This window comes from Streptomyces buecherae (assembly GCF_014295035.1).
Taxonomy (GTDB): Bacteria; Actinomycetota; Actinomycetes; order Streptomycetales; family Streptomycetaceae; genus Streptomyces; species Streptomyces youssoufiensis.
Genome location: NZ_CP060404.1, coordinates 7298830 through 7317335, shown reverse-complemented (window position 1 = coordinate 7317335; position 18506 = coordinate 7298830). Strand labels below are relative to the sequence as shown.

At 74.2% G+C, this 18506-nt stretch carries 15 protein-coding genes and 1 riboswitch; of the genes, 7 read left to right on the top strand and 8 right to left on the bottom strand.

Annotated elements, in window-relative coordinates; genetic code table 11:
* Window positions 1-232: 232 nt before the first annotated feature.
* Window positions 233-1402 carry a S1 family peptidase gene (locus H7H31_RS29240; protein WP_187060398.1) on the top strand — a complete coding sequence of 390 codons (1170 nt, stop codon included), beginning with the start codon at window positions 233-235 and terminating at the stop codon, window positions 1400-1402.
* A gap of 311 nt (window positions 1403-1713) precedes the next feature.
* On the opposite strand, the gene H7H31_RS29235 is transcribed toward H7H31_RS29240, so the two are convergent.
* From H7H31_RS29235 to H7H31_RS29220, 4 genes are all read right to left on the bottom strand, one after another.
* On the bottom strand, window positions 1714-2688 hold the full coding sequence (locus tag H7H31_RS29235) for a class I SAM-dependent methyltransferase (protein ID WP_187061034.1): 975 nt from the start codon (window positions 2686-2688) through the stop codon (window positions 1714-1716).
* Between the two features lie 192 nt (window positions 2689-2880).
* Window positions 2881-3261 carry an Asp23/Gls24 family envelope stress response protein gene (locus tag H7H31_RS29230; RefSeq protein WP_232110133.1) on the bottom strand — a complete coding sequence of 127 codons (381 nt, stop codon included), beginning with the start codon at window positions 3259-3261 and terminating at the stop codon, window positions 2881-2883.
* The gene (locus tag H7H31_RS29225; RefSeq protein ID WP_187061033.1) at window positions 3258-4082 is read right to left on the bottom strand and encodes a hypothetical protein; all 825 of its coding nucleotides are present in this window, start codon (window positions 4080-4082) and stop codon (window positions 3258-3260) included. The genes H7H31_RS29230 and H7H31_RS29225 overlap by 4 nt, the downstream gene beginning before the upstream one ends.
* Window positions 4083-4084: 2 nt before the next feature.
* On the bottom strand, window positions 4085-4630 hold the full coding sequence (locus H7H31_RS29220) for an RNA polymerase sigma factor (protein WP_176160799.1): 546 nt from the start codon (window positions 4628-4630) through the stop codon (window positions 4085-4087).
* A 344-nt stretch (window positions 4631-4974) separates the two neighbouring features.
* Between H7H31_RS29220 and H7H31_RS29215 the strand changes: the two genes are divergently transcribed.
* Window positions 4975-5466 (top strand): Asp23/Gls24 family envelope stress response protein, encoded by a 492-nt coding sequence (locus tag H7H31_RS29215; RefSeq protein WP_187061032.1) that lies wholly within the window; start codon window positions 4975-4977, stop codon window positions 5464-5466.
* Window positions 5467-5654: 188 nt separating this feature from the next.
* Here the strand turns inward: H7H31_RS29215 and H7H31_RS29210 are convergent, their stop codons facing one another.
* A complete protein-coding gene (locus H7H31_RS29210) occupies window positions 5655-5960 on the bottom strand; it encodes a 4a-hydroxytetrahydrobiopterin dehydratase (RefSeq protein ID WP_187061031.1) in 306 nt (101 codons plus the stop codon).
* A 69-nt stretch (window positions 5961-6029) separates the two neighbouring features.
* Here H7H31_RS29210 and H7H31_RS29205 point away from each other — a divergent pair, with 69 nt between their 5' ends.
* Window positions 6030-6833: a helix-turn-helix domain-containing protein gene (locus H7H31_RS29205; protein WP_187061030.1), complete on the top strand. Its 804-nt coding sequence runs from the start codon at window positions 6030-6032 to the stop codon at window positions 6831-6833.
* A 46-nt stretch (window positions 6834-6879) separates the two neighbouring features.
* Here the strand turns inward: H7H31_RS29205 and H7H31_RS29200 are convergent, their stop codons facing one another.
* The 3 genes from H7H31_RS29200 to H7H31_RS29190 form a co-directional block, all read right to left on the bottom strand.
* Window positions 6880-7293: a nuclear transport factor 2 family protein gene (locus H7H31_RS29200; RefSeq protein WP_187061029.1), complete on the bottom strand. Its 414-nt coding sequence runs from the start codon at window positions 7291-7293 to the stop codon at window positions 6880-6882.
* A gap of 329 nt (window positions 7294-7622) precedes the next feature.
* A complete protein-coding gene (locus tag H7H31_RS29195; RefSeq protein WP_187061028.1) occupies window positions 7623-9422 on the bottom strand; it encodes an ATP-binding SpoIIE family protein phosphatase in 1800 nt (599 codons plus the stop codon).
* 513 nt (window positions 9423-9935) lie between these two features.
* The gene (locus H7H31_RS29190) at window positions 9936-10343 is read right to left on the bottom strand and encodes an ATP-binding protein (RefSeq protein WP_187064040.1); all 408 of its coding nucleotides are present in this window, start codon (window positions 10341-10343) and stop codon (window positions 9936-9938) included.
* Window positions 10344-10687: 344 nt separating this feature from the next.
* Between H7H31_RS29190 and H7H31_RS29185 the strand changes: the two genes are divergently transcribed.
* From H7H31_RS29185 to H7H31_RS29170, 4 genes are all read left to right on the top strand, one after another.
* Window positions 10688-11545 carry an RNA polymerase sigma factor SigF gene (locus tag H7H31_RS29185; RefSeq protein WP_187064042.1) on the top strand — a complete coding sequence of 286 codons (858 nt, stop codon included), beginning with the start codon at window positions 10688-10690 and terminating at the stop codon, window positions 11543-11545.
* A gap of 213 nt (window positions 11546-11758) precedes the next feature.
* A riboswitch (cobalamin riboswitch) is annotated at window positions 11759-11942 on the top strand.
* Window positions 11943-12119: 177 nt separating this feature from the next.
* The gene (metE, locus tag H7H31_RS29180) at window positions 12120-14450 is read left to right on the top strand and encodes a 5-methyltetrahydropteroyltriglutamate--homocysteine S-methyltransferase (protein WP_187064039.1); all 2331 of its coding nucleotides are present in this window, start codon (window positions 12120-12122) and stop codon (window positions 14448-14450) included.
* A 357-nt stretch (window positions 14451-14807) separates the two neighbouring features.
* Complete coding sequence (locus H7H31_RS29175; RefSeq protein ID WP_187064038.1) at window positions 14808-16007, top strand: L,D-transpeptidase; 1200 nt, start codon at window positions 14808-14810, stop codon at window positions 16005-16007.
* A 247-nt stretch (window positions 16008-16254) separates the two neighbouring features.
* Window positions 16255-18429, top strand: a complete 2175-nt coding sequence (locus tag H7H31_RS29170) for a PIG-L family deacetylase (protein WP_232110132.1) — start codon at window positions 16255-16257, stop codon at window positions 18427-18429.
* The last annotated feature ends 77 nt before the right edge of the window (window positions 18430-18506 follow it).

Genomic DNA, 18506 nt, shown 5'->3' with positions numbered 1-18506 from the left:
GTCCCACGGGGCCGGCCCCGAACCCGTACGCCGTGTGGAAACCCCGCTGGCCGGGGCGATCCGGGGCCGGCGATCCGTGGCCCGCGGCCGAACGCCGCGTTCCGCAACGGGGCCTTACCGGCCGGACGGCGTGATCGGCGCCATACCGTCGTGATATGAGGAAGTTGACAGGTCCACGCCCAAGCGCGTCCGGATTACGGTGACGCCACCCCCGACATGAGGAGAACACCAGATGCTCCGCAGACGTGGCTTGATCGCTGGTTGCGCCATCGCCATGAGCGCCTTCTCCCTGACCACCCTCCCTGCCGTGGCCGACAACGGCCCCTCCTCCGCTTCCACCGTCGCCGCCGAGAGCGCCACACCCGCGCTGCCGGCCGGCATGCTCAAGGCGATGGAGCGCGACCTCGGCCTGACCCCCACTGAGGCCAAGGAGCGCATAGCGAACGAGTACCGGGCCGCCACCCTGGAGGCCAAGCTCCGCGGCACGGTCGGCGCCGACTTCGGCGGCTCCTGGCTGACCGGCGACGACGCCCGCCTGGTCGTCGCCACCACCGACCCGGCCGACAGCGCGCCCATCTCCGCCACCGGCGCCAAGGCCCAGGTCGTCAAGCACACCCTGAAGGAACTGGACGCCGCGAAGAGCGCGCTCGACCGGGCGGCCCGCAGCAACTCCACCAAGGCCGCCCCGGTCTGGTACGTGGACGTCAAGTCCAACAGCGTCGTGGTCCGCGCCTCCGACCCGGCCGCCGCCCGCACCCTGATCGCCAAGAGCGGTGCGGACAGCTCGCTGGTGCGCGTGGTCAAGTCCGCCGAGCAGCCGCAGACGTTCTACGACGTGCGCGGCGGCGACGCCTACTACATCGGCAGCGGCTCGCGCTGCTCCGTCGGCTTCTCGGTGACCAAGGGCACCCAGCAGGGCTTCGCCACCGCCGGCCACTGTGGCCGCGCCGGCGCCTCCACCACCGGCTACAACCGCGTGGCGCAGGGCACCTTCCAGGCGTCCCGCTTCCCCGGCGCCGACATGGCCTGGGTCGCCGTCAACAGCCAGTGGACGGCCCGCCCGTGGGTGAAGGGCCCGAGCGGCAACGTCACCGTCTCCGGCTCGCAGCAGACGGCCGTCGGCGGCTCGATCTGCCGCTCCGGTTCCACCACCGGCTGGCACTGCGGCACCGTGCAGCAGCACAACACCAGCGTCAGCTACCCGCAGGGCACCGTCTCCGGCGTGACGCGCACCAGCGTCTGCGCCGAGCCCGGCGACTCCGGTGGTTCGTACATCTCCGGTAGCCAGGCGCAGGGCGTCACCTCCGGTGGCTCCGGCAACTGCAGCAGCGGTGGCACCACGTACCACCAGCCCATCAACCCGATCCTGAGCGCTTACGGGCTGAGGCTGGTCACCGGCTGACCCACCCCCAACCGTGGTGCGGGCCCGCCGGCCCGCACCACCCGGACCCGCTGACCGACCCGATGAACGGCCAGCGACACGACCGGGGGCCGACGCCCAGCGCGTCGGCCCCCGCACTCCCGGCCCCCCACCAACCCAGCGCCCGCGCCCCCACGCCAGCGCCGCTCGCCCCCGCCCCACACCACCAGCGCCGCCGCCCCGCACCGGGGCGGCGGCGCTCGGCGTACGCGACGGGCGAGGCCGGAGGGGGCGGAGGGGACGGGTCGGGTGCGCCCGTCGTCCGCTTCAGGCCCGCCCGGTAGCGACCGGGCTCACGCGCGCGCGGTGTGCACGGTCTCGGCCGTCAGCACGAACGCGTCCGGGCGGCGGGCGATGCCCTCGGGGTTCACGGGGTCGAGCAACTGGTCGAGCACGGCCGCGTCCTCCGCGCCCAGCAGCTCCGGCGCGTGCTCCTGGAAGCGGGACAGGACGGAGGCGAGGTAGGCGCGCCCGTCTGCGCCGAGCGGCGCCGGCAGGTCGAGCAGGAAGCTGCGGCTGGCGGCCTCGCGCAGACCGGCCTCGGTGAGCAGTCCGGCCCAGTCCTCGACCACCCGGGTGCTGCCCGGCAGCCCGGCCCGCATGCCGTCGAACCGGTCCTCGGTGGCCGTGGTCAGCCGGGCCTGGAGGCCGGGCCGGCCGAGGCCGAAGTCGCGGGGCAGGAACCGCAGCGGCAGCCCGCCCTCGGTCAGGGCCATCAGCCCGCCCGGTCGCAGCGCGCGGGCCAGCCGCCGCACGATGTCGCCCTGGTCGCCGACGTGGTGCAGCACCTTGCGGGACCAGATGACGTCGGCCTCGCCGATGCCGGCCACGACATGGCCCGCCTCCTCGGGCGCGGCGCCGGCGACGCCGTCCGGGAGGTCGGCCAGCAGCGTGCTGACCCGGTCGCCGAGGCCGCGCCGCGCGGCGCGCTCGGCGGTGAGGTCGAGGAGGGGCTGGGCCGCGTCCACCGCGACGACCTCGGCCTCCGGGAACGCCTCCGCGAGCAGACAGGTGGCGACCCCGGGGCCGCTGCCGATGTCGAGCACCCGCCGCACCGCGCCGGGCCGCCTGCCCGTCGCGGCCACCTGGTCGCGGAGCCAGTCGAGCACCTGCTCGGTGACGGGTTGGTACACCTCGGCCTCGCGCACCAGGCGGGGCCCCTCCGTCGCCCAGTCCAGGTCCGCGTGGTGGTGGGCGTGCCCGTGCTGGCCCGTGGGCGGCTGGTCCCCGGGTTGCTGGGCGTGCGGGTGGGAGTGCACCTGGGTCATGACGCTGCCTCCGGCTCGTGACGGTGTCGCGGTGTACCGGCCGTTGCGCGGCCACCTGCGACGAGCCTGCCGCCAGGGGCGATGTGCCGGCAAACATCGTTGCTGGTTCGGCAACGCGGGAGGCGCCGACCCGAACCGCCCGGGCCGGCGCCCTGTCCGCATTCGGCGCCGGTCCCGGACCGGGGCCGCCCCTCAGGCGATGTCGGTGACCGTGATGGTGACGCTGACCCGGGGCTCCGGCGCGCCGGACGCCGCCGCGAGTTCCCGCACGGCCTCGGTGACCGCCGTGCGGACCTCGCGGGCGACGTCGAGCGCGCGGTGCCCACGGGCGACCGCGAGGTGGATGCGCAGGTTCCAGCCGCGCGGGGGGTCGGTGCGCTGCGCGCGGACGCCCGCTATCCGGTGGGCGGCCGGCGTCTGGTCGTCGCGGGAGCGGTAGCGCACCGCGGCGCCGCGCACCAGGTCGCCGAAGCCGGGCCGCAGGTACGCGACACCGGGCGTCCGGCGGGCGGCGTCGGCAGCCGCCTCCAGGACGCTGGTGTGCTCCTTGGCTTCCTCCTGCGAGGGGATCACCGCTCTCTCCTTTCGCGGGTCTCGTCGGAGTACGGCGGCTCGCCGCCCAGCGCGTCGCCGAGGTCGTCACCCAGGACGTCCACGACGGACACGTCGATCTCCACGATGTCCATACCGACGGCGTCCCGCGCGGCATCGGCGATCAACTGCCGTACGAGCGACGCCAGTTCCGGAACCGTCCAGTCCAGCGCCGCCGTGAGTTCCAGCGCCACGCGCATCGGCCCCCGGTAGCGCGGGCCGCCGGGGAGCAGCGAGCGGCGGGCCGCCGCGGGGTCGATCGGCATGACCTTGCAACTCCCCGCGAACACGCCGGGCAGCGACTCGGCGGTCTCCCGGAACACCTTGGCCGCCGCGACCTCGGCGATCCACGCGTCGTCCACGGGCTCACCGAGCGGCAGCATCCGGCCGGGCCGCAGCTCGGTCCTGACCAGGTTCATCACCCGGGCCGTCACCGCCTCGGCGGGCGGCTCCCGCTCGGCGCGCGCCTCCCGTACGTACCGGTCGAGCACGCCGAGGCCGGTCAGCGCCTCGCGGCAGTAGGGGCAGCCGGTGGTGTGCTCGTCCGCTTCCTCCGCCTCCCACACGGCCGACAGCGAGCGCCCGCACAGCAGGATCTCGTCCTCCTCCGCGCCCTCGGGATCGGTCTCGGGAAGGTCGTCGGGCACGGCGTCGGAGCGCGAGCCGGGTTCGGAGCCCGCGCCGGCGTCGGGCCGTGGGGTGGTTTCGGGGACCTGGCTGGTGGGGTCCGGGGTGTGCTGGGGTCGGGGGTGGGTGGTCTCGTGGTCCCGGTCCGGCCCGTCGCCGGGCGGACCTGGGTTCATGCCTACCGCCATGCGCCCATCGCCTCCGTCAGGTAGCGCCGTGCTCGGAAGATCCGGCCGCGTACGGCCTGCTGACTGATGTGGGTCACGTCAGCGATCTCCTCGTACGACAGGCCGTGCAGTTCGCGCAGCACCCAACAGGCGCGCTGCTCGGGGGTGAGGCCGTCGAGCGCGTCCGAGAGTGCCCGGACCACCTCGGTGGACTCGGCGGCGCGCACCGGGGACGCCGCGTGTTCGGGCGCGCTCAGCTCGGGGACCGTGCTGAGGTCCTGGGTGGGTCGGCGGGCGCGGAGCAGGTTGAGGCACCGGTTGGTCACGATGCGGTACATCCAGGTGGAGAACGCCGCGTCGGCCCGGAACTCCGGGAGTCTGCGCCACGCGCTCACGAACGCGTCCTGCACGGCGTCCTCCGCGTCCGCCCGGCTGCCGAGGAGCCGGGTGGCCAGGCTGAGCAACTGCCCACTGTGCCGGCGCACCAGCAACTCGAACGCCGCCTCGTCGCCTTCCCCGGCCCGGACGGCCAGCAGCTTGTCGCTGGGTTCGGGCACTCATCGGCTCCTCTCCGTTCCATACCGCTACAGCCTGCTCCCTCGGGCACCGCTCTCCGGGTTCGACACGGCGGGGGCTCACCCGTCACGCGTGGGCTGGGTCACGCCACGTTCCGCACATCTCAGGGGAAAGATCTCGGTTCTCGCGTGACGAACGGGGTACTGGACGGGTCCAAGCACGTGCCGGCCCATCCGCGCGGCGCGTCGCGTACCGGCGGCGGGCGCACCGGCCGGCCATCCGCCCCCGACGGGGCGCCGCCCACCCGCACCGACTCCATCGCCGGCAGTGACCGCATCGACGGCATCGGCTGCCGACGACAGCACCAGACAAGGAGAAGAGCCCCATGACGACGGCCACCCCCGCGGTGAACGAGCCCCGCACCGGCGACAGCAAGCCCGCCACCGGCACCACCACCATCGAGGACTCGTCCGGTGCCGACAGCCAGCCCGCCACCCGCGGCAAGACCTCCATCGCCGACGGCGTCGTCGAGAAGATCGCCGGCATGGCCGCCCGCGAGGTCTCCGGCGTCCACGCCCTCGGCGGCGGCCTCGCCCGCACCCTCGGCGCCGTCCGCGACCGGGTCCCCGGCGGGCGCCCCAACGTCGCCCGTGGCGTCAAGGTCGAGGTCGGCGAGCGCCAGACCGCCATCGACCTCGACATCGTCGTCGAGTACGGCGTCCCCATCACCGACGTCGCCGCCGACATCCGCGAGAACGTCATCGCCGCCGTCGAGCGCATGACGGGCCTTGAGGTCGTCGAGGTCAACATCGCCGCCGTCGATGTCCATCTCCCCTTCGACGAGGACGACGACGACGCCGAGGCCCGCGTCCAGTAACACCGCTTCCGGGCCCGACGGCCGGCCCGGCGGCACTCCCCCGAAACCACCGAGGCCCCGGACCGGGGACAGCGGTCCGGGACCTCGGCGGTGCGTGTGGCGCCTGGCGGGGCGTGGGGTGCCTTGCGGGGCGTGTGGCGCCTGGCGGGGCGTGGGTGCCTGGCGGTGGGCGGCCAGGTCCGTGCGGTCTAGCGGGCGCCGTGGGCGGGGGCGATGGTCTCCAGGCGGCGGGCGAGTTCGAGGTCGAGGTCGGTGACCTTGCCGCCGACGCTGTGCGTGTTCACCGTGACGGTCAGCTTGTCGTAGCTGAGCAGCAGGTCCGCGTGGTGGTTCAGCTCCTCCTGGAGCTGGGCGACGTGCACGACGAGGGCGGCGGCCTGTGGGTGGCCGGCGAGGGCGTACGTGCGCGTGATGCGGTCGCCGTCCGTACTCCAGCCGGGCAGTTCGCGCAGGCGCGCGTCGATCTCTCGCCGGGACAACGGTTCTGCGGCCATGCGGGCTTCCCCTTCGTCACTGCGGATACTGGGTGACCAGCGTGCCACGCCACGGGTTACGGTCTGGGGATGACGACTGCCACGGTTGGCTCGGGTGTGGGTAACCTCCTGCGGAGTTGGCGCGGCCGGCGCCGCATCAGCCAGTTGGAACTGGCGCTGCGGGCCGATTCGTCCGCGCGGCACATCAGCTTCATCGAGACCGGCCGGGCCCGCCCCAGCCAGGAGATGGTGCTACGCCTCGCGGACCACCTCGACATACCCGTACGGGAGCGGAACGCGCTGCTCGTCGCGGCGGGCTACGCCCCGCACTACCCGGAATCCTCGCTGGACGACCCCTCGCTGTCCGGGCTGCGCGCCGGTCTCGACCGGCTGCTGACGGCCTATGAGCCGTACCCGGCGCTGGTCATGAACGGCACGTACGAGGTGGTGGCCGCCAACGCCGGCACCGCGATGCTGCTCGCCGGCCTGCCCGCGCACCTGACGCACCCGCCGGTGAACGCCATGCGCGTGACGATGCACCCGGAGGGCATCGCGCGCCGCATCCTCAACTACCGCCAGTGGCGCGGGCACCTGCTGGAGCAGATGGAGCGCCAGCTCGCGCTGCTCCGCTCGGAGCCGCTGCGCACGCTGTACGAGGAGGTCAGCGCCTATCCGCTGCCGGCGGGCAGCGACCGGCATACCGACTCCGACGCCACGCACGTGCCGTTCGCGCTGCCGATGGTCATCGAGCACGACGGCCGGGTGCTGTCCTTCATCTCGACGGTCACGACGTTCAACACGCCGATGGACGTGACCGTCTCCGAGTTGGCGGTGGAGACCTTCCTTCCCGCCGACTCGGAGACGGCCCGCTTCCTGCACGAGGCGCGCCCCTGACGACCACCGCTCCGCCAGGGGCCCGCGTCGGCCCGCGCCGGCCCGTTCAGGCGGCGGGTGCCCGGTCCAGGAAGCCGAGCACGGCGCGGGCGCGGCCGTCCTCGTCCAACGTCATCACGTCGGACCCGGCCGCCGGCGACGAGCCGTCGGCGTCCGAGACCAGCTCCCAGGAGAACCGGACGATGTGGTGGTGCCCGTCGACGAGGCCGGTGCCCCGGAACGTGTAGCCGGCGTACTGCTCCCGCGCCCCGGTGATCACGGCCGCGAGCTGGGCGTGGCCGCTGACGTCGCACAGCGGGTCGGTGTACGAGCCGTCCTGCGTCCACGCGGCGGCCACGGCGCGCTCCCGCTCGGCGGGGTCGGTGGCGTTCCAGGCGGCGAAGTAGCGGTTGACGGCGGCCTCGTAGTCGAGGCCCTGGCCCTCGGTCGCGGGGGTGGTCGGGGTGGTGGCCTGGGACATCGGGTCCTCCGTGGGTGGTGGGAGCGGCCCGGGCGGGCCGCGGATGGCTGAGCGGGTCCCGCCGGTCCCGACTCCTGCGGGACGGGCGGGGCGGAACCCGATCCGGAGTGCGCCGGACCGGATTCCGTTGCCCTCACTCTGCCGGTCGGCCGGCGCCGGGGCGATTACCCCTGAGGTCATGGTGCGGAAGCCGGGCCGGGGACGCGGGGCGCGGCGGCGGGCGCGTGGCGTGGCCCGTGGGCGTCGGCTGTCGCGCGTGGGCTGGGCCCGGCGCTCGCCCGAGGGCCTGTCGGGGCGGGAGTACGCGTCCGGGGTCGGCCGGGGTGCGGCTAGCGCGGGATGTCCTGCTCGGCCCAGACGATCTTTCCGGTGGGGGTGCGGCAGGAGCCCCAGCGGCGGCAGAGCATGTTGATGAGCTGGAGGCCGCGCCCGCCCTCGTCGCTGACGTCGGCGTGCTGGATCTGCGGCAGGTCGGGGCCCGTGTCGGAGACCTCGATCATGAGCCGTTCGCCCTGGAGCAGGCGCAGCCGGCCTGGGCCCTGCCCGTAGCGCAGGGCGTTGCCGACGAGTTCGCTGACGATCAGCTCGGCGACATCGGCGAGCGCCGCCAGGTCCCACTGGTCGAGCTGGTCGGTCACGTGGCGGCGGGCTATCGAGGCGGCGGTGCCGTCGGGGGGCAGGTCCCACACGCTGAGCCGGACCGGCGTCTCGGCGTCGGACGCGGCGGTGAGCAGGACCGCCTCGTCGAAGCGCCGGTCGCTGCCGGGCAGCGCGGTCAGCAGGCTGCCGTCGTCCAGGCGCTGGGGCGGCATCTGCGCCACGGTCTCCAGGAGCCGCCCGAACTGGGTGTCGGGGTCGTCGTCCCGGGTCTTGATCAGGCCGTCGGTGTAGCAGATCAGCCGGCTGCCCGGCGAGACGCGGATGCGCAGCGGGTCGTACGGGATCACGCCGGCGCCCAGCGGGGCGCCGGTGGGCACGTCCACGTAGGTGGGCTTGCCGTCGCCGTCGACGAGGAGCGGGCGCGGGTGGCCGGCGCTGGCCAGCGTGTAGGTGGAGTCCGCCAGGTCGTAGACGGCGCACAGACAGGTGGCGACCTGGTCGTCCTCCAGGTCGCGGGTGGCCAGGTCGAGGCGGGCCAGGACGCGGTCGGGGGCGGTGTCGAGCATCATCAGGGTGCGGGCGACGGTGCGCAGCCGCCCCATGGTGGCCGCCGCGGACACGCCGTGCCCCATGACGTCGCCCACCACGAGCGCGGTCCGCCCGCCGGGCAGCGCCATCAGGTCGTACCAGTCGCCGCCCACGCCGCGGGCGTCCGCCGCCGGCGCGTAGCTGGTGTGCACGGCCAGGCCCGGGGTGTGCGGCGCGGCCCGGGGCAGCAGGCTGCGCTGGAGGGAGATCACGTGCTCGCGCTCGCGCCCGTAGAGCCGGGCGTTGTCGATGAACACCGCCGCCTTGGAGGCGAGCTGTTCGGCCAGGGCCAGGTCGGTGGCGGTGAACGGCGGGCTGCTGCCGGCGCGCACGAAGTCGGCGCTGCCGAGCAGGAGGCCGCGGGCGATCAGCGGGACCGCCATGTAGCTGTGCACGTTGCCGCGGCGCATCTTGTCCGCGGCGCTGTCGGTGGAGGCGACCCGCGAGAAGTCGCGGTCGGTCATCCGCGAGACGAGCACCGGCTTGCGCTGGGCCAGGCACACGGTGGTCAGCAGCGTGTCGCGGTGCTTCTCGTCGCGGACGATGATCTCGCCGACCGGGTCGGGCTCCAGGTTGGTCAGCGCGTCCACGGCCTTGACGGCCATCGCCCGCCGCGTGGCGAGCTTGGCGCCCTCGGCCCGGCGGTCGCCCTCCTCGCCGCGCAGCACCACCTCCAGCAAGTCCACCGCCACGGCGTCCGCCAGTTGGGGGACGACGAACTCGGCCAGCTCCTGGGCGGTGCGCCGCAGGTCGAGGGTGGTGCCGATGCGCGTGCTGGCGGCGCTGAGCCAGGCCAGCTTGCTGCGGGTGGTGAACTGGCTCGCCGCGCCGCCCTGGTCCTGGCTGACGCGCACGCGGCGGCGCGCGGCACCCCGGCCGCGGGCGGCACTCTGCGTGGCCAGCCGACTGGTCAGACGCCGAGTGCGGCTGCCGTCGTTCACCGTGCTGGCCTCCCATCGCGCCCAGGCCGCCGTTGCTCTACGAGTGTGCCGGCAAAGCGGCGTCCGCGCCGCCCGGGCGCCGTCCACGGGTGGCTGTTCGTGACTGTTGTTGTGGGACAGCGAGCGTATGTCGCTCTCCTGCAATGTTCAACGGCTCGGACCTGCTCCGGCCACCCTCCTGACACGCCCGACCTGCTCCGGGGACGCCTCGTGGAGGCTGATCGGGGCGCTCGGAACCCCGCCGTGCGCCCCCCGATGCGCGGGGGACACCGCCCGGTGCGCGGGTGGCGCCGCCCGCCACGGTGGTCGTACGGGACACGCGTGGGCGGGTGCCTGGCCGACCCGCACGGCGGGCCGGGCAGGCGGGCGCGGCGTGTGGCCGGCGGCGGGTCGGGGCCGGGGGGCGGGCCGGCCGCCTGTCCGCCATGTGGTCGCTCGGCCGCGGCGCACCGTTCGCTCCGGGGCCGCGCTGGGCCCGGGCTCCGGGCGCGCGCCCGGGCCGGAGGGGCGGCGTCAGGTGACGGGCAGGACGACGCGGATCTCCTTGCCGCCGCCCGGGCACGGGACGACGCGGACCTCGCTGGCGAGTCGGCGGATCATGGGCCACCCGTAGCCCCCGATGGGGACCGGGTCGCCCGGTGTGCGTGCTCTGACGAAGGGCAGGTCGTCGCTGCGGTCGCGTACGGCGAGCCGCAGCCCGTCGGCGTCGAGCTGGGCCCACAGGCCGACGACGCCGCCACCGTGCCGGATCGCGTTGGTCACCAACTCCGAGGTCACGAGCAGCATGTCCGTCACCGTCTCGGCGGCTGGCCCGGCCTCGTGGTGCGCCGGGACCTGCGCGCGCACCAGGTTCTCGATCAGGCGCCGTGCCTCACTTGCATTGCGCGGAATGGCATATCGACTCCGGACGGGAGGTCGCACGCGGCTATACCTCGTGGCGTCCATACCGTCACCCCCGTAATGACGCGTTGTTTCCGTTGTGATGCGGCTGCCCGCTCGCGCCCGGCGCAAGCCGGCACATGGGGATTATCCACGCGCCCCGCCGGCCGGAGCGCCCCTTGGAGCCGCGCTCGTACGGCCGCCACGGGCGGCTCGTCGACGGTTCGCCAGGGGGCCGGCCAGCCGAATCGAAAAAAAGGGGGCATGACTCGATTACGGGCGGGTAGGCGACGCTCGCTGCCGAGAACGGCGGCCAGCGTCTAGCGGATTTTCGGGGAGGACTCATGACGGCGCAGGTCATGGCCACAGCGATGAACACGGCGCGGATGGAGCCCGTGACCCCCTTGGGGACCAGCACGGACGCCCGGGAGTCGGGCGGAGGTCTGCCGGAGCTCGCCGAGCCGCACAAGCTCGCGCCGAAGGACGCTCGGTCGCTTTCCAAGCTCTTCTTCGACCGGTTGACCATCCTCGAAGAGGGCACTCCCGAGTACCAGTACGCGCGCAACACGCTCATCGAGATCAACATGTCGTTGGTGCGGTACGTGGCCAAGCGGTTCAGCCACCGCGCCGACGAGATGGAGGACATCGTCCAGGTCGGCATGATCGGCCTGATCAAGGCCATCGACCGGTTCGAGCTCTCCCGCGAGGTGGAGTTCCCCACCTTCGCCGTTCCGTACATCGTCGGCGAGATCAAGCGCTTCTTCCGGGACACGAGCTGGTCCGTGCACGTCCCCCGGCGTCTCCAGGAGGCCCGGATCGAGTTGGCCAAGGCGTCGGAGGAGCTGAGCAGCCGGCTGGGGCGCGCGCCGACGGTGCGCGAGCTCGCCGAGCTGATGCAGATGACCGAGGAAGAGGTGATCGAGGCCCGGGTGGCGGCCAACGGTTACAACTCGGCCTCCCTGGACGCCGCCATCAGCGGCGACGACCAGGACAGCGCGGCGGCGCTGGCCGACTTCATCGGCATGGACGACCCGGCCATGGAGCTGATCGAGGACTTCCAGTCGCTGGCGCCGCTGATCGCCGAGCTGGACGAGCGGGAGCGGCGCATCCTGCACCTGCGGTTCGTCGAGGAGCTGACACAGGCTCAGATCGGTGAGCAGCTCGGCGTCTCGCAGATGCACGTCTCGCGACTGCTGTCGCGCATCATCAACCGGCTGCACCGCGGGCTGCTCACCTCGCGCTGAGCGCGCGGATCACCTCGCGCTGAGCGCGCGGACCGCGCGGGCGGGTACGGCTGCTGGTGGCGGTCGCGCACCCGCCCACGGCCCCGGTACCGGTCGGGACACCACGTCCCGGCCGGTACCGGGGCCGTGCCGTGCCCGGGTGGCGCCGGTGCCGGGAGCGGCCGAGGTCGCCCGGGTCGTGTCGGGCTGAGCCCGTAGGGTGGGGGGTGCAGCCGGTTCGCCCTGCCCGCCAGGCAGGCGCGTCGTAAGAGGGAACCCGGTGGGAATCCGGGACTGCCCCGCAGCGGTGAGTGGGAACGACAGTCGTCATGAGCACTGGGTCCGGTCGGACCTGGGAAGCGGCGACCAGTAGGGGTCTGCCCTGGGCAGGCGCGCCCGCGAGTCCGAAGACCTGCCGCTGCCCGTGCGCGACCGCGCGCACGGTGGATTCCGGTGACCGCGAGGGCGGATCGGCGTACAGGGCGGGCGGACGCGCGCGGCACAGGCCGTGGCGGTCCCGGTCGGCCCTGTTCTCCCGCATCGCGCGTTCGGCCCGGCCCGGGGTCCTGGGACAACGCTCGCGAAGGAGAGTTCCGTGACCACCACGTCCGCGTCCGCGGCACATCGCGCCACCGTGTACGGCTACCCCCGGCAGGGCCCGAACCGGGAGCTGAAGAAGGCCGTCGAAGGCTACTGGCGGGGCCGGGTCGACGCCGCCGCCCTGCGGGAGACCGCCGCGGGGCTGCGCCGCGAGGTCTGGCGCCAGCTCGCCGACGCCGGCCTGCACGAGGTGCCGACCGGCGACTTCTCGTACTACGACCACGTCCTGGACACCAGCGTCATGGTCGGCGCCGTCCCCGACCGGCACCGCGCCGCCGTGGCGGCGGATGCGTTGGACGGCTACTTCGCCATGGCCCGCGGCACGCAGGACAGCGCGCCGCTGGAGATGACCAAGTGGTTCGACACCAACTACCACTACCTGGTGCCCGAACTCGGTCCGGACACCGTCTTCGCCGCCGACTCGAGCAAGCAGGTCGCCGAGGCGTCGGAGGCGACGGCGCTCGGGCTCGCGGCGCGGCCGGTGCTGCTCGGCCCGGTCAGCTACCTACTGCTGGCCAAGCCCGCCCCGGACGTGGCCGCGGACTTCGCGCCGCTGACGCTCCTCGACCGGCTGCTGCCGGTGTACGCGGAGGTGCTGGCCGACCTGCGGGCCGCGGGGGCGCGGTGGGTGCAGCTCGACGAGCCGGCGCTGGTACAGGACCGCACGCCGGCCGAGCTGAACGCGGCGGCCCGCGCCTACCGCGACCTCGGCGCGCTGACGGATCGCCCGCGACTCCTGGTCGCCTCGTACTTCGACCGGCTCGGCGAGGCGCTGCCGGTGCTCGCGGCGGCCCCGGTGGAGGGGCTCGCGCTGGACTTCACCGGGCCGGCCGCCGCCAACCTGGCCGGGCTCGCGGCGGTGGGCGGGCTGCCGGGCAAGCGGCTGGTGGCCGGCGTGGTGGACGGGCGCAACGTCTGGATCAACGACCTGGAGAAGTCGCTGGCCACCCTCGGCACCCTGCTCGGGCTCGCCGACCGGGTGGACGTGGCGGCCTCCTGTTCGCTGCTGCACGTGCCGCTGGACGCCACCGCCGAGCGGGACATCGACCCGCAGGTGGCCCGCTGGCTCGCCTTCGCGCGGCAGAAGGTCGACGAGGTGGTGACCCTGGCCCGGGCGCTGGCCCACGGCACCGAGGCCGTCGCGCCCCAGCTCGCGGCCAACCGGGCGGGCCTGGCCTCGCGCGCCGGCTCCGCCCTGACCCGCGACCCCGCGGTGCGCGCCCGCACGGCCGCCGTCACCGACGCGGACGCCCGCCGCGGCCAGCCGTACGCGGAACGCGCCGCGGCGCAACGCGCCCACCTGCGGCTGCCGCTGCTGCCGACGACCACGATCGGCTCGTTCCCGCAGACCTCCGAGCTGCGCGCGGCCCGCGCCGACCTGCGCGCGGGGCGCGTGGACGCGGCGGCCTACGAGGCGCGCGTCGAGGCGGAGATCCGCGCGGTCATCGACTTCCAGGAGCGGGCGGGCCTCGACGTCCTCGTACACGGCGAGCCCGAACGCAACGAAATGGTGCAGTACTTCGCCGAACAGCTCAGCGGCTACCTCGCCACCCAGCACGGCTGGGTCCAGTCGTACGGCACGCGCTACGTGCGCCCGCCGGTGCTGGCCGGCGACGTCGCGCGGCCCGGGCCGATGACCGTGCGCTGGACCCGGTACGCGCAGGCGCGGACGGAGCGGCCGGTCAAGGGCATGCTGACCGGGCCCGTAACCATGCTCGCCTGGTCGTTCGTCCGCGATGACCAGCCGCTGGCCGAGACCGCCCGGCAGGTGGCGCTCGCGCTGCGGGACGAGGTCGGCGACCTGGAGGCGGCGGGCACCTCGGTGATCCAGGTCGACGAGCCGGCGCTGCGCGAGACGCTGCCGCTGCGCGCCGCCGACCGCGCCGCGTACCTGGCCTGGGCCACCGAGGCGTTCCGGCTGGCCACCAGCGGGGTACGGCCGGAGACCCAGGTGCACACCCACATGTGCTACGCGGAGTTCGGCGACATCCTGTCGGCCATCGACGCGTTGGACGCGGACGTCATCAGCCTGGAGGCGGCCCGCTCGCACATGCGGGTGGCGGACGAACTGGCCGCCGCCGGCTATCCGCGCGAGGTGGGGCCCGGCGTGTACGACATCCACTCGCCCCGGGTGCCGGAGGTGGCCGAGGTGGTCGGGCTGCTGCGCGCGGGCCTGGTGGCCGTTCCGGCCGACCGGCTGTGGGTCAACCCGGACTGCGGCCTGAAGACGCGCGGCTGGCCGGAGACCCGCAGGTCGCTGGAGCACCTGGTGGCGGCGGCGCGGGAGGTGCGGGCGGAGCTGCCCGGGACGGCGGGCCAACCGTAGCGGCTCCGTGGGGTGGCGCCGCGGCTCGCCCGTCGCGGCGCCACCCCACGCCACCGCCCGCCTAGCCGGGCGGGGCGGCGGAGGCGGGGCGGCGCGCCGTGGTGCGCCGCCCCGTGTCGCCGCGTGCGCGCGCGAGGGGGCGCGCCGGGGCGCGTGCACGGGCGCCCTGGCGTGGCGAACGGACGCGGCGCCGCGTGGCCTGGTCGAGTAGCGCGGGGCCTTCGGGGCGCTCGATTCGCGGGGGTTGTCCCCCGATGGCTGTCACAGAGGCGTTACGGAGTTTTCCGGACGGAATGGCAACCACCGTTCCCGATATCCGCTCTTCCCCCTCGACAGCCAGCGCACGGAGGAATCGCCATGCTTCACGTTCGACGCCCGCAGTACCGCACCTCGCTCCAGCGCCGTCGTACCGCGGCCCTGGCCGGCACGGCGGCGCTGGCTGCCGCCGCCCTGACCGCCTGCTCCAGCGCGGACGCCAACACGGCGTCGGACAAGCCCGCGACGGTGGCGGTCAACCTCTCCGGCTCCCAGGTCAAGGCCGGCGAGCAGGTGAAGGTCACGGCGCGGGGCGGCAAGCTGACCGAGGTGACGGTCGCCGACACCAAGGGCACCAAGCTGACCGGGCGCCTGGCCGAGGACGGGAGTTCGTGGACCTCGGACCGGAAGACCGCCCCGGGCGCCAGCTACACCGTCACCGTGCAGTCCAAGGGCGACGGCGGGGCGAAGGACTCGAAGACCTCCTCGTTCCGCACGGTGGCCGCGGACAAGGTCAACAAGTTGGACTGGCGGCCCGGCGCCAAGTCCACCGTGGGCGTGGCCCAGCCCATATCGCTGGTCTTCGACCACCCGGTGAAGAACAAGGCCGAGGTGGAGAAGCAGCTCAAGGTGGAGACCTCGAACAACACCGAGGGCTCCTGGGGCTGGATGCAGGACTGGTCGGGCAAGGACCGGGTGGACTGGCGGCCCAGGGAGTACTGGCAGCCGGGCACCAAGGTGAAGCTGAAGGCGCAGCTCGCGGGCGTGGACTCGGGCGAGGGTGGCTGGTTCGTCCGTGACTACGCGACGGACTTCACCGTCGGCGAGCGCCAGGTGGTCTCGGTGGACCTGGACACCAAGCAGCTCACGCTCACCCGGGGTGGCCAGCGGGTGCGGACGATCCCGATCTCGGGCGGCACCCCCGGCGGCGACAAGGCGTCCTGGCGGGGCACCACGGTGCTGATGTCGAAGGAGGGCACCATCAACATGAACTCCGAGACGGTGGGGCTCGGCAACTCGTACAACAAGATGGTCGACTACTCGATGCGGCTGAGCTGGTCGGGCACCTACGCGCACGCCGCGCCGTGGAACGCGGCCTACTTCGGCCGGGCCAACCACAGCTCGGGCTGCATCGGGATGAGCGACGCGGACGCCGCCGCGCTCTACGGGCAGGTGCGCGTCGGCGACCCGTTCGAGATCAAGGGCCAGGAGACCAAGGGCCTGATCGCGCCGAACAACGGCTTCGGCGAGTGGAACCTGAGCTGGGACGCGTGGCAGGCCAAGAGCGCGCTGCGCGGCTGAGCCCGCGGCGCGCCCCGCGGTGGTGCCCGCCCCCGCGCGTCCCCGGGGGGCGGGCCCGTGACGCCGGTGGTCCCTGACGTCGGTCAGGGACCATCGGCGTTTTCGTGCGCTATGACACGTCCACGCCCGACTTATCCGGGTGGGCACGCATTCGTACGTCATTTCGATACGTGACGGTCACGGGCGGCGCGGCAGGCAACCCCGTTGAACCCTGCGACATCTCTCAGCACGCCAGGGTGGCCTCCAGGTGGCCACCGCAGAACGACGCGGGACCACTCAGGTGCACAACTCCTCACGTACCGGCATAGCGCGGCGCTCGGCGCTGGTCGGCTTCGCGGCGGTCGCCGCCGCCACCGCCGCCGGGTGCGCGGGCGGCGGCTCCGCACACCCGCGCCCCGTCCACCGGCCGGTACGAGCGGTGGACCCGAGTTCGACCGACGCCTACGCGACCGGCGGCGAGCCCGCGCTGCTCCAGGTCATGGCCCACCCCGACGACGACCTGTACTTCATGAACCCGGACGCCGAGCACCTGGTGCGCGCCGGCGTGCCGGTGGTCTCGGTCTACGTCACGGCCGGCGAGGCGATCGGCAAGAACTGGGTGCCCGGCATGCCGAAGCCGGTGCTCGACAAGGCCGCCTACTCCGCCGCCCGGCACCAGGGGCTGCGCCAGGCGTACGCCACCATGCTCGGCCTGGACGCCTTCACGCCCTGGCGGACCTCGGTGCTCGACCTGCCGGGGGGTGTGCGGGCCGAGACCAACGTGCTGACCAACGGCCGCCGCCGGGCCCAGTTGATCTTCCTGAACATCGCGATGCTCTCGCCGGGACAGGTGCGCATCCCCGCGCTGTGGGCCGAGCCGGACGCGGTCATGCGCACCCTGCCGGCCACCGGCTCGCCGTGCCAGGACGTCAGCACGTACCACCACGACACGCTGGTCGACGTGCTGGCCGCCATCATGGACGGCTGCCGCCCCACGGTGATCCACACGCTGGACCCGGACCCCGAGTTCCAGGCCCACGACGCCGCCCATCCCAAGGACAACGACTACGGCTCCTGCTCCGACCACCGGGACCACACCCCGACCGCCCTGTTCACCTGGAAGGCCATGTCGCAGTGGGTGGCCGACGTCACCCGCCGCGAGCGACGCGCGCCCCGCTTCACCACGCTCGCCTTCCGCGGCTACTACAACCAGCGCTGGCCCTTCAACCTGCCACCGAGCGTCGTCGAGGACAAGCTGCGCCTGGTGGACGCCTACGGTGGCGACCCGCGCTGGGAGTGCGGCAACGAGGCCGGCTGCGGCGACTACGGCCAGGGCGGCGGCCGGGCGCTGCGCAGCCGCAAGGCGTGGATCCGCTCCACCCACCACCGCTACCCGGGTCCGCAGCTCGCCCTCGACACCGACCGGTCGGGCCGGCTGACCGCGTACGGGGTGCTCGGCACGCAGGCCGCCTGCTGGCGCGAGACCGCGCCGGGCAGCGGGCGCTTCGCGCCGCCGCGCAACCTGGGTGGCGGGCCGCTCGCGCCGACCCTGGCGCAGGTCACCGACGTGGCCGGGCGCACCGTGCTGTTCGGGCTGCGCTTCGCGCGCCTGGAGGGTCAGGGCGGCGCCAACACCCGCGAGATCGTGGCCCTGGAGCAGCGCTCGCCCGGCGGCGCGTTCGGCCGCTGGCGCGGCCTGGGCACGCCCGAGGCGCGGCCGGTGCGCGGGCGCCGGGTCGGCACCCCGACCGCGGTCGCCACGCCCGACGGCCGGGTGCACCTGTTCGCCCGTACGGCCGCCAAGGGGCTGGCCACCCGGGTGCGCTCGGGCGACGGCCGGTGGGGGCCGTGGCAGGACCTCGGCGGCGCCAGCGTGCAGGACGGGCTGTCCGCGGTGGTGGACGCGGAGCACCGGGTGCACGTCTTCGCCGCGGGCCACGACACCGTGCACCACTGGTCGCAGGACGTCCCCGGCGGGCCCCTCTCCTTCCGGCCACTCATCGGGTTGCCCACGCCCAGCCACCAACCGGGCGTGGTGCCGGCCTCCGACGGCTCGCTGACCGTGGTCTACCGCGCGCCCGCGGCCGTGCGCCCGGTGGCCTACCGCTTCGTGCCGGGCAGCGGCGGCGCGGCCCGCCGCTCCGCCGGCGACGCCGCCGCGCCGCTGCGGGAGTTCGAGGGCTACGGGGCGATCGGCGCCGGCGTCCTCGCCGCGCGCGGCGGCCGTGACACCGTCGTCCTGCTCGGTCGGGCGACGGACGGGCGGGTGCAGATACAGCAGGGCCTGACGAACGGTGCCGCGCCGGTACGGGCGCCCGCCGGGCCGCTGCCGGTGGGCACGAGTGCGCTGGTCGCGGGCGTGGATCAGCAGGTGTGCGTGGCCGGGATGGGGGCAGGCGCGGCGCCATGGGTCTGGCAATCCCACCCGACATCGGATGTCTGACTTCCGGACCGGCTGCGGCGGACCAGGGGCCTGGCATGTCAGCATGCCCGGAATGGATTCCGCGTTCAGCGGCCCGG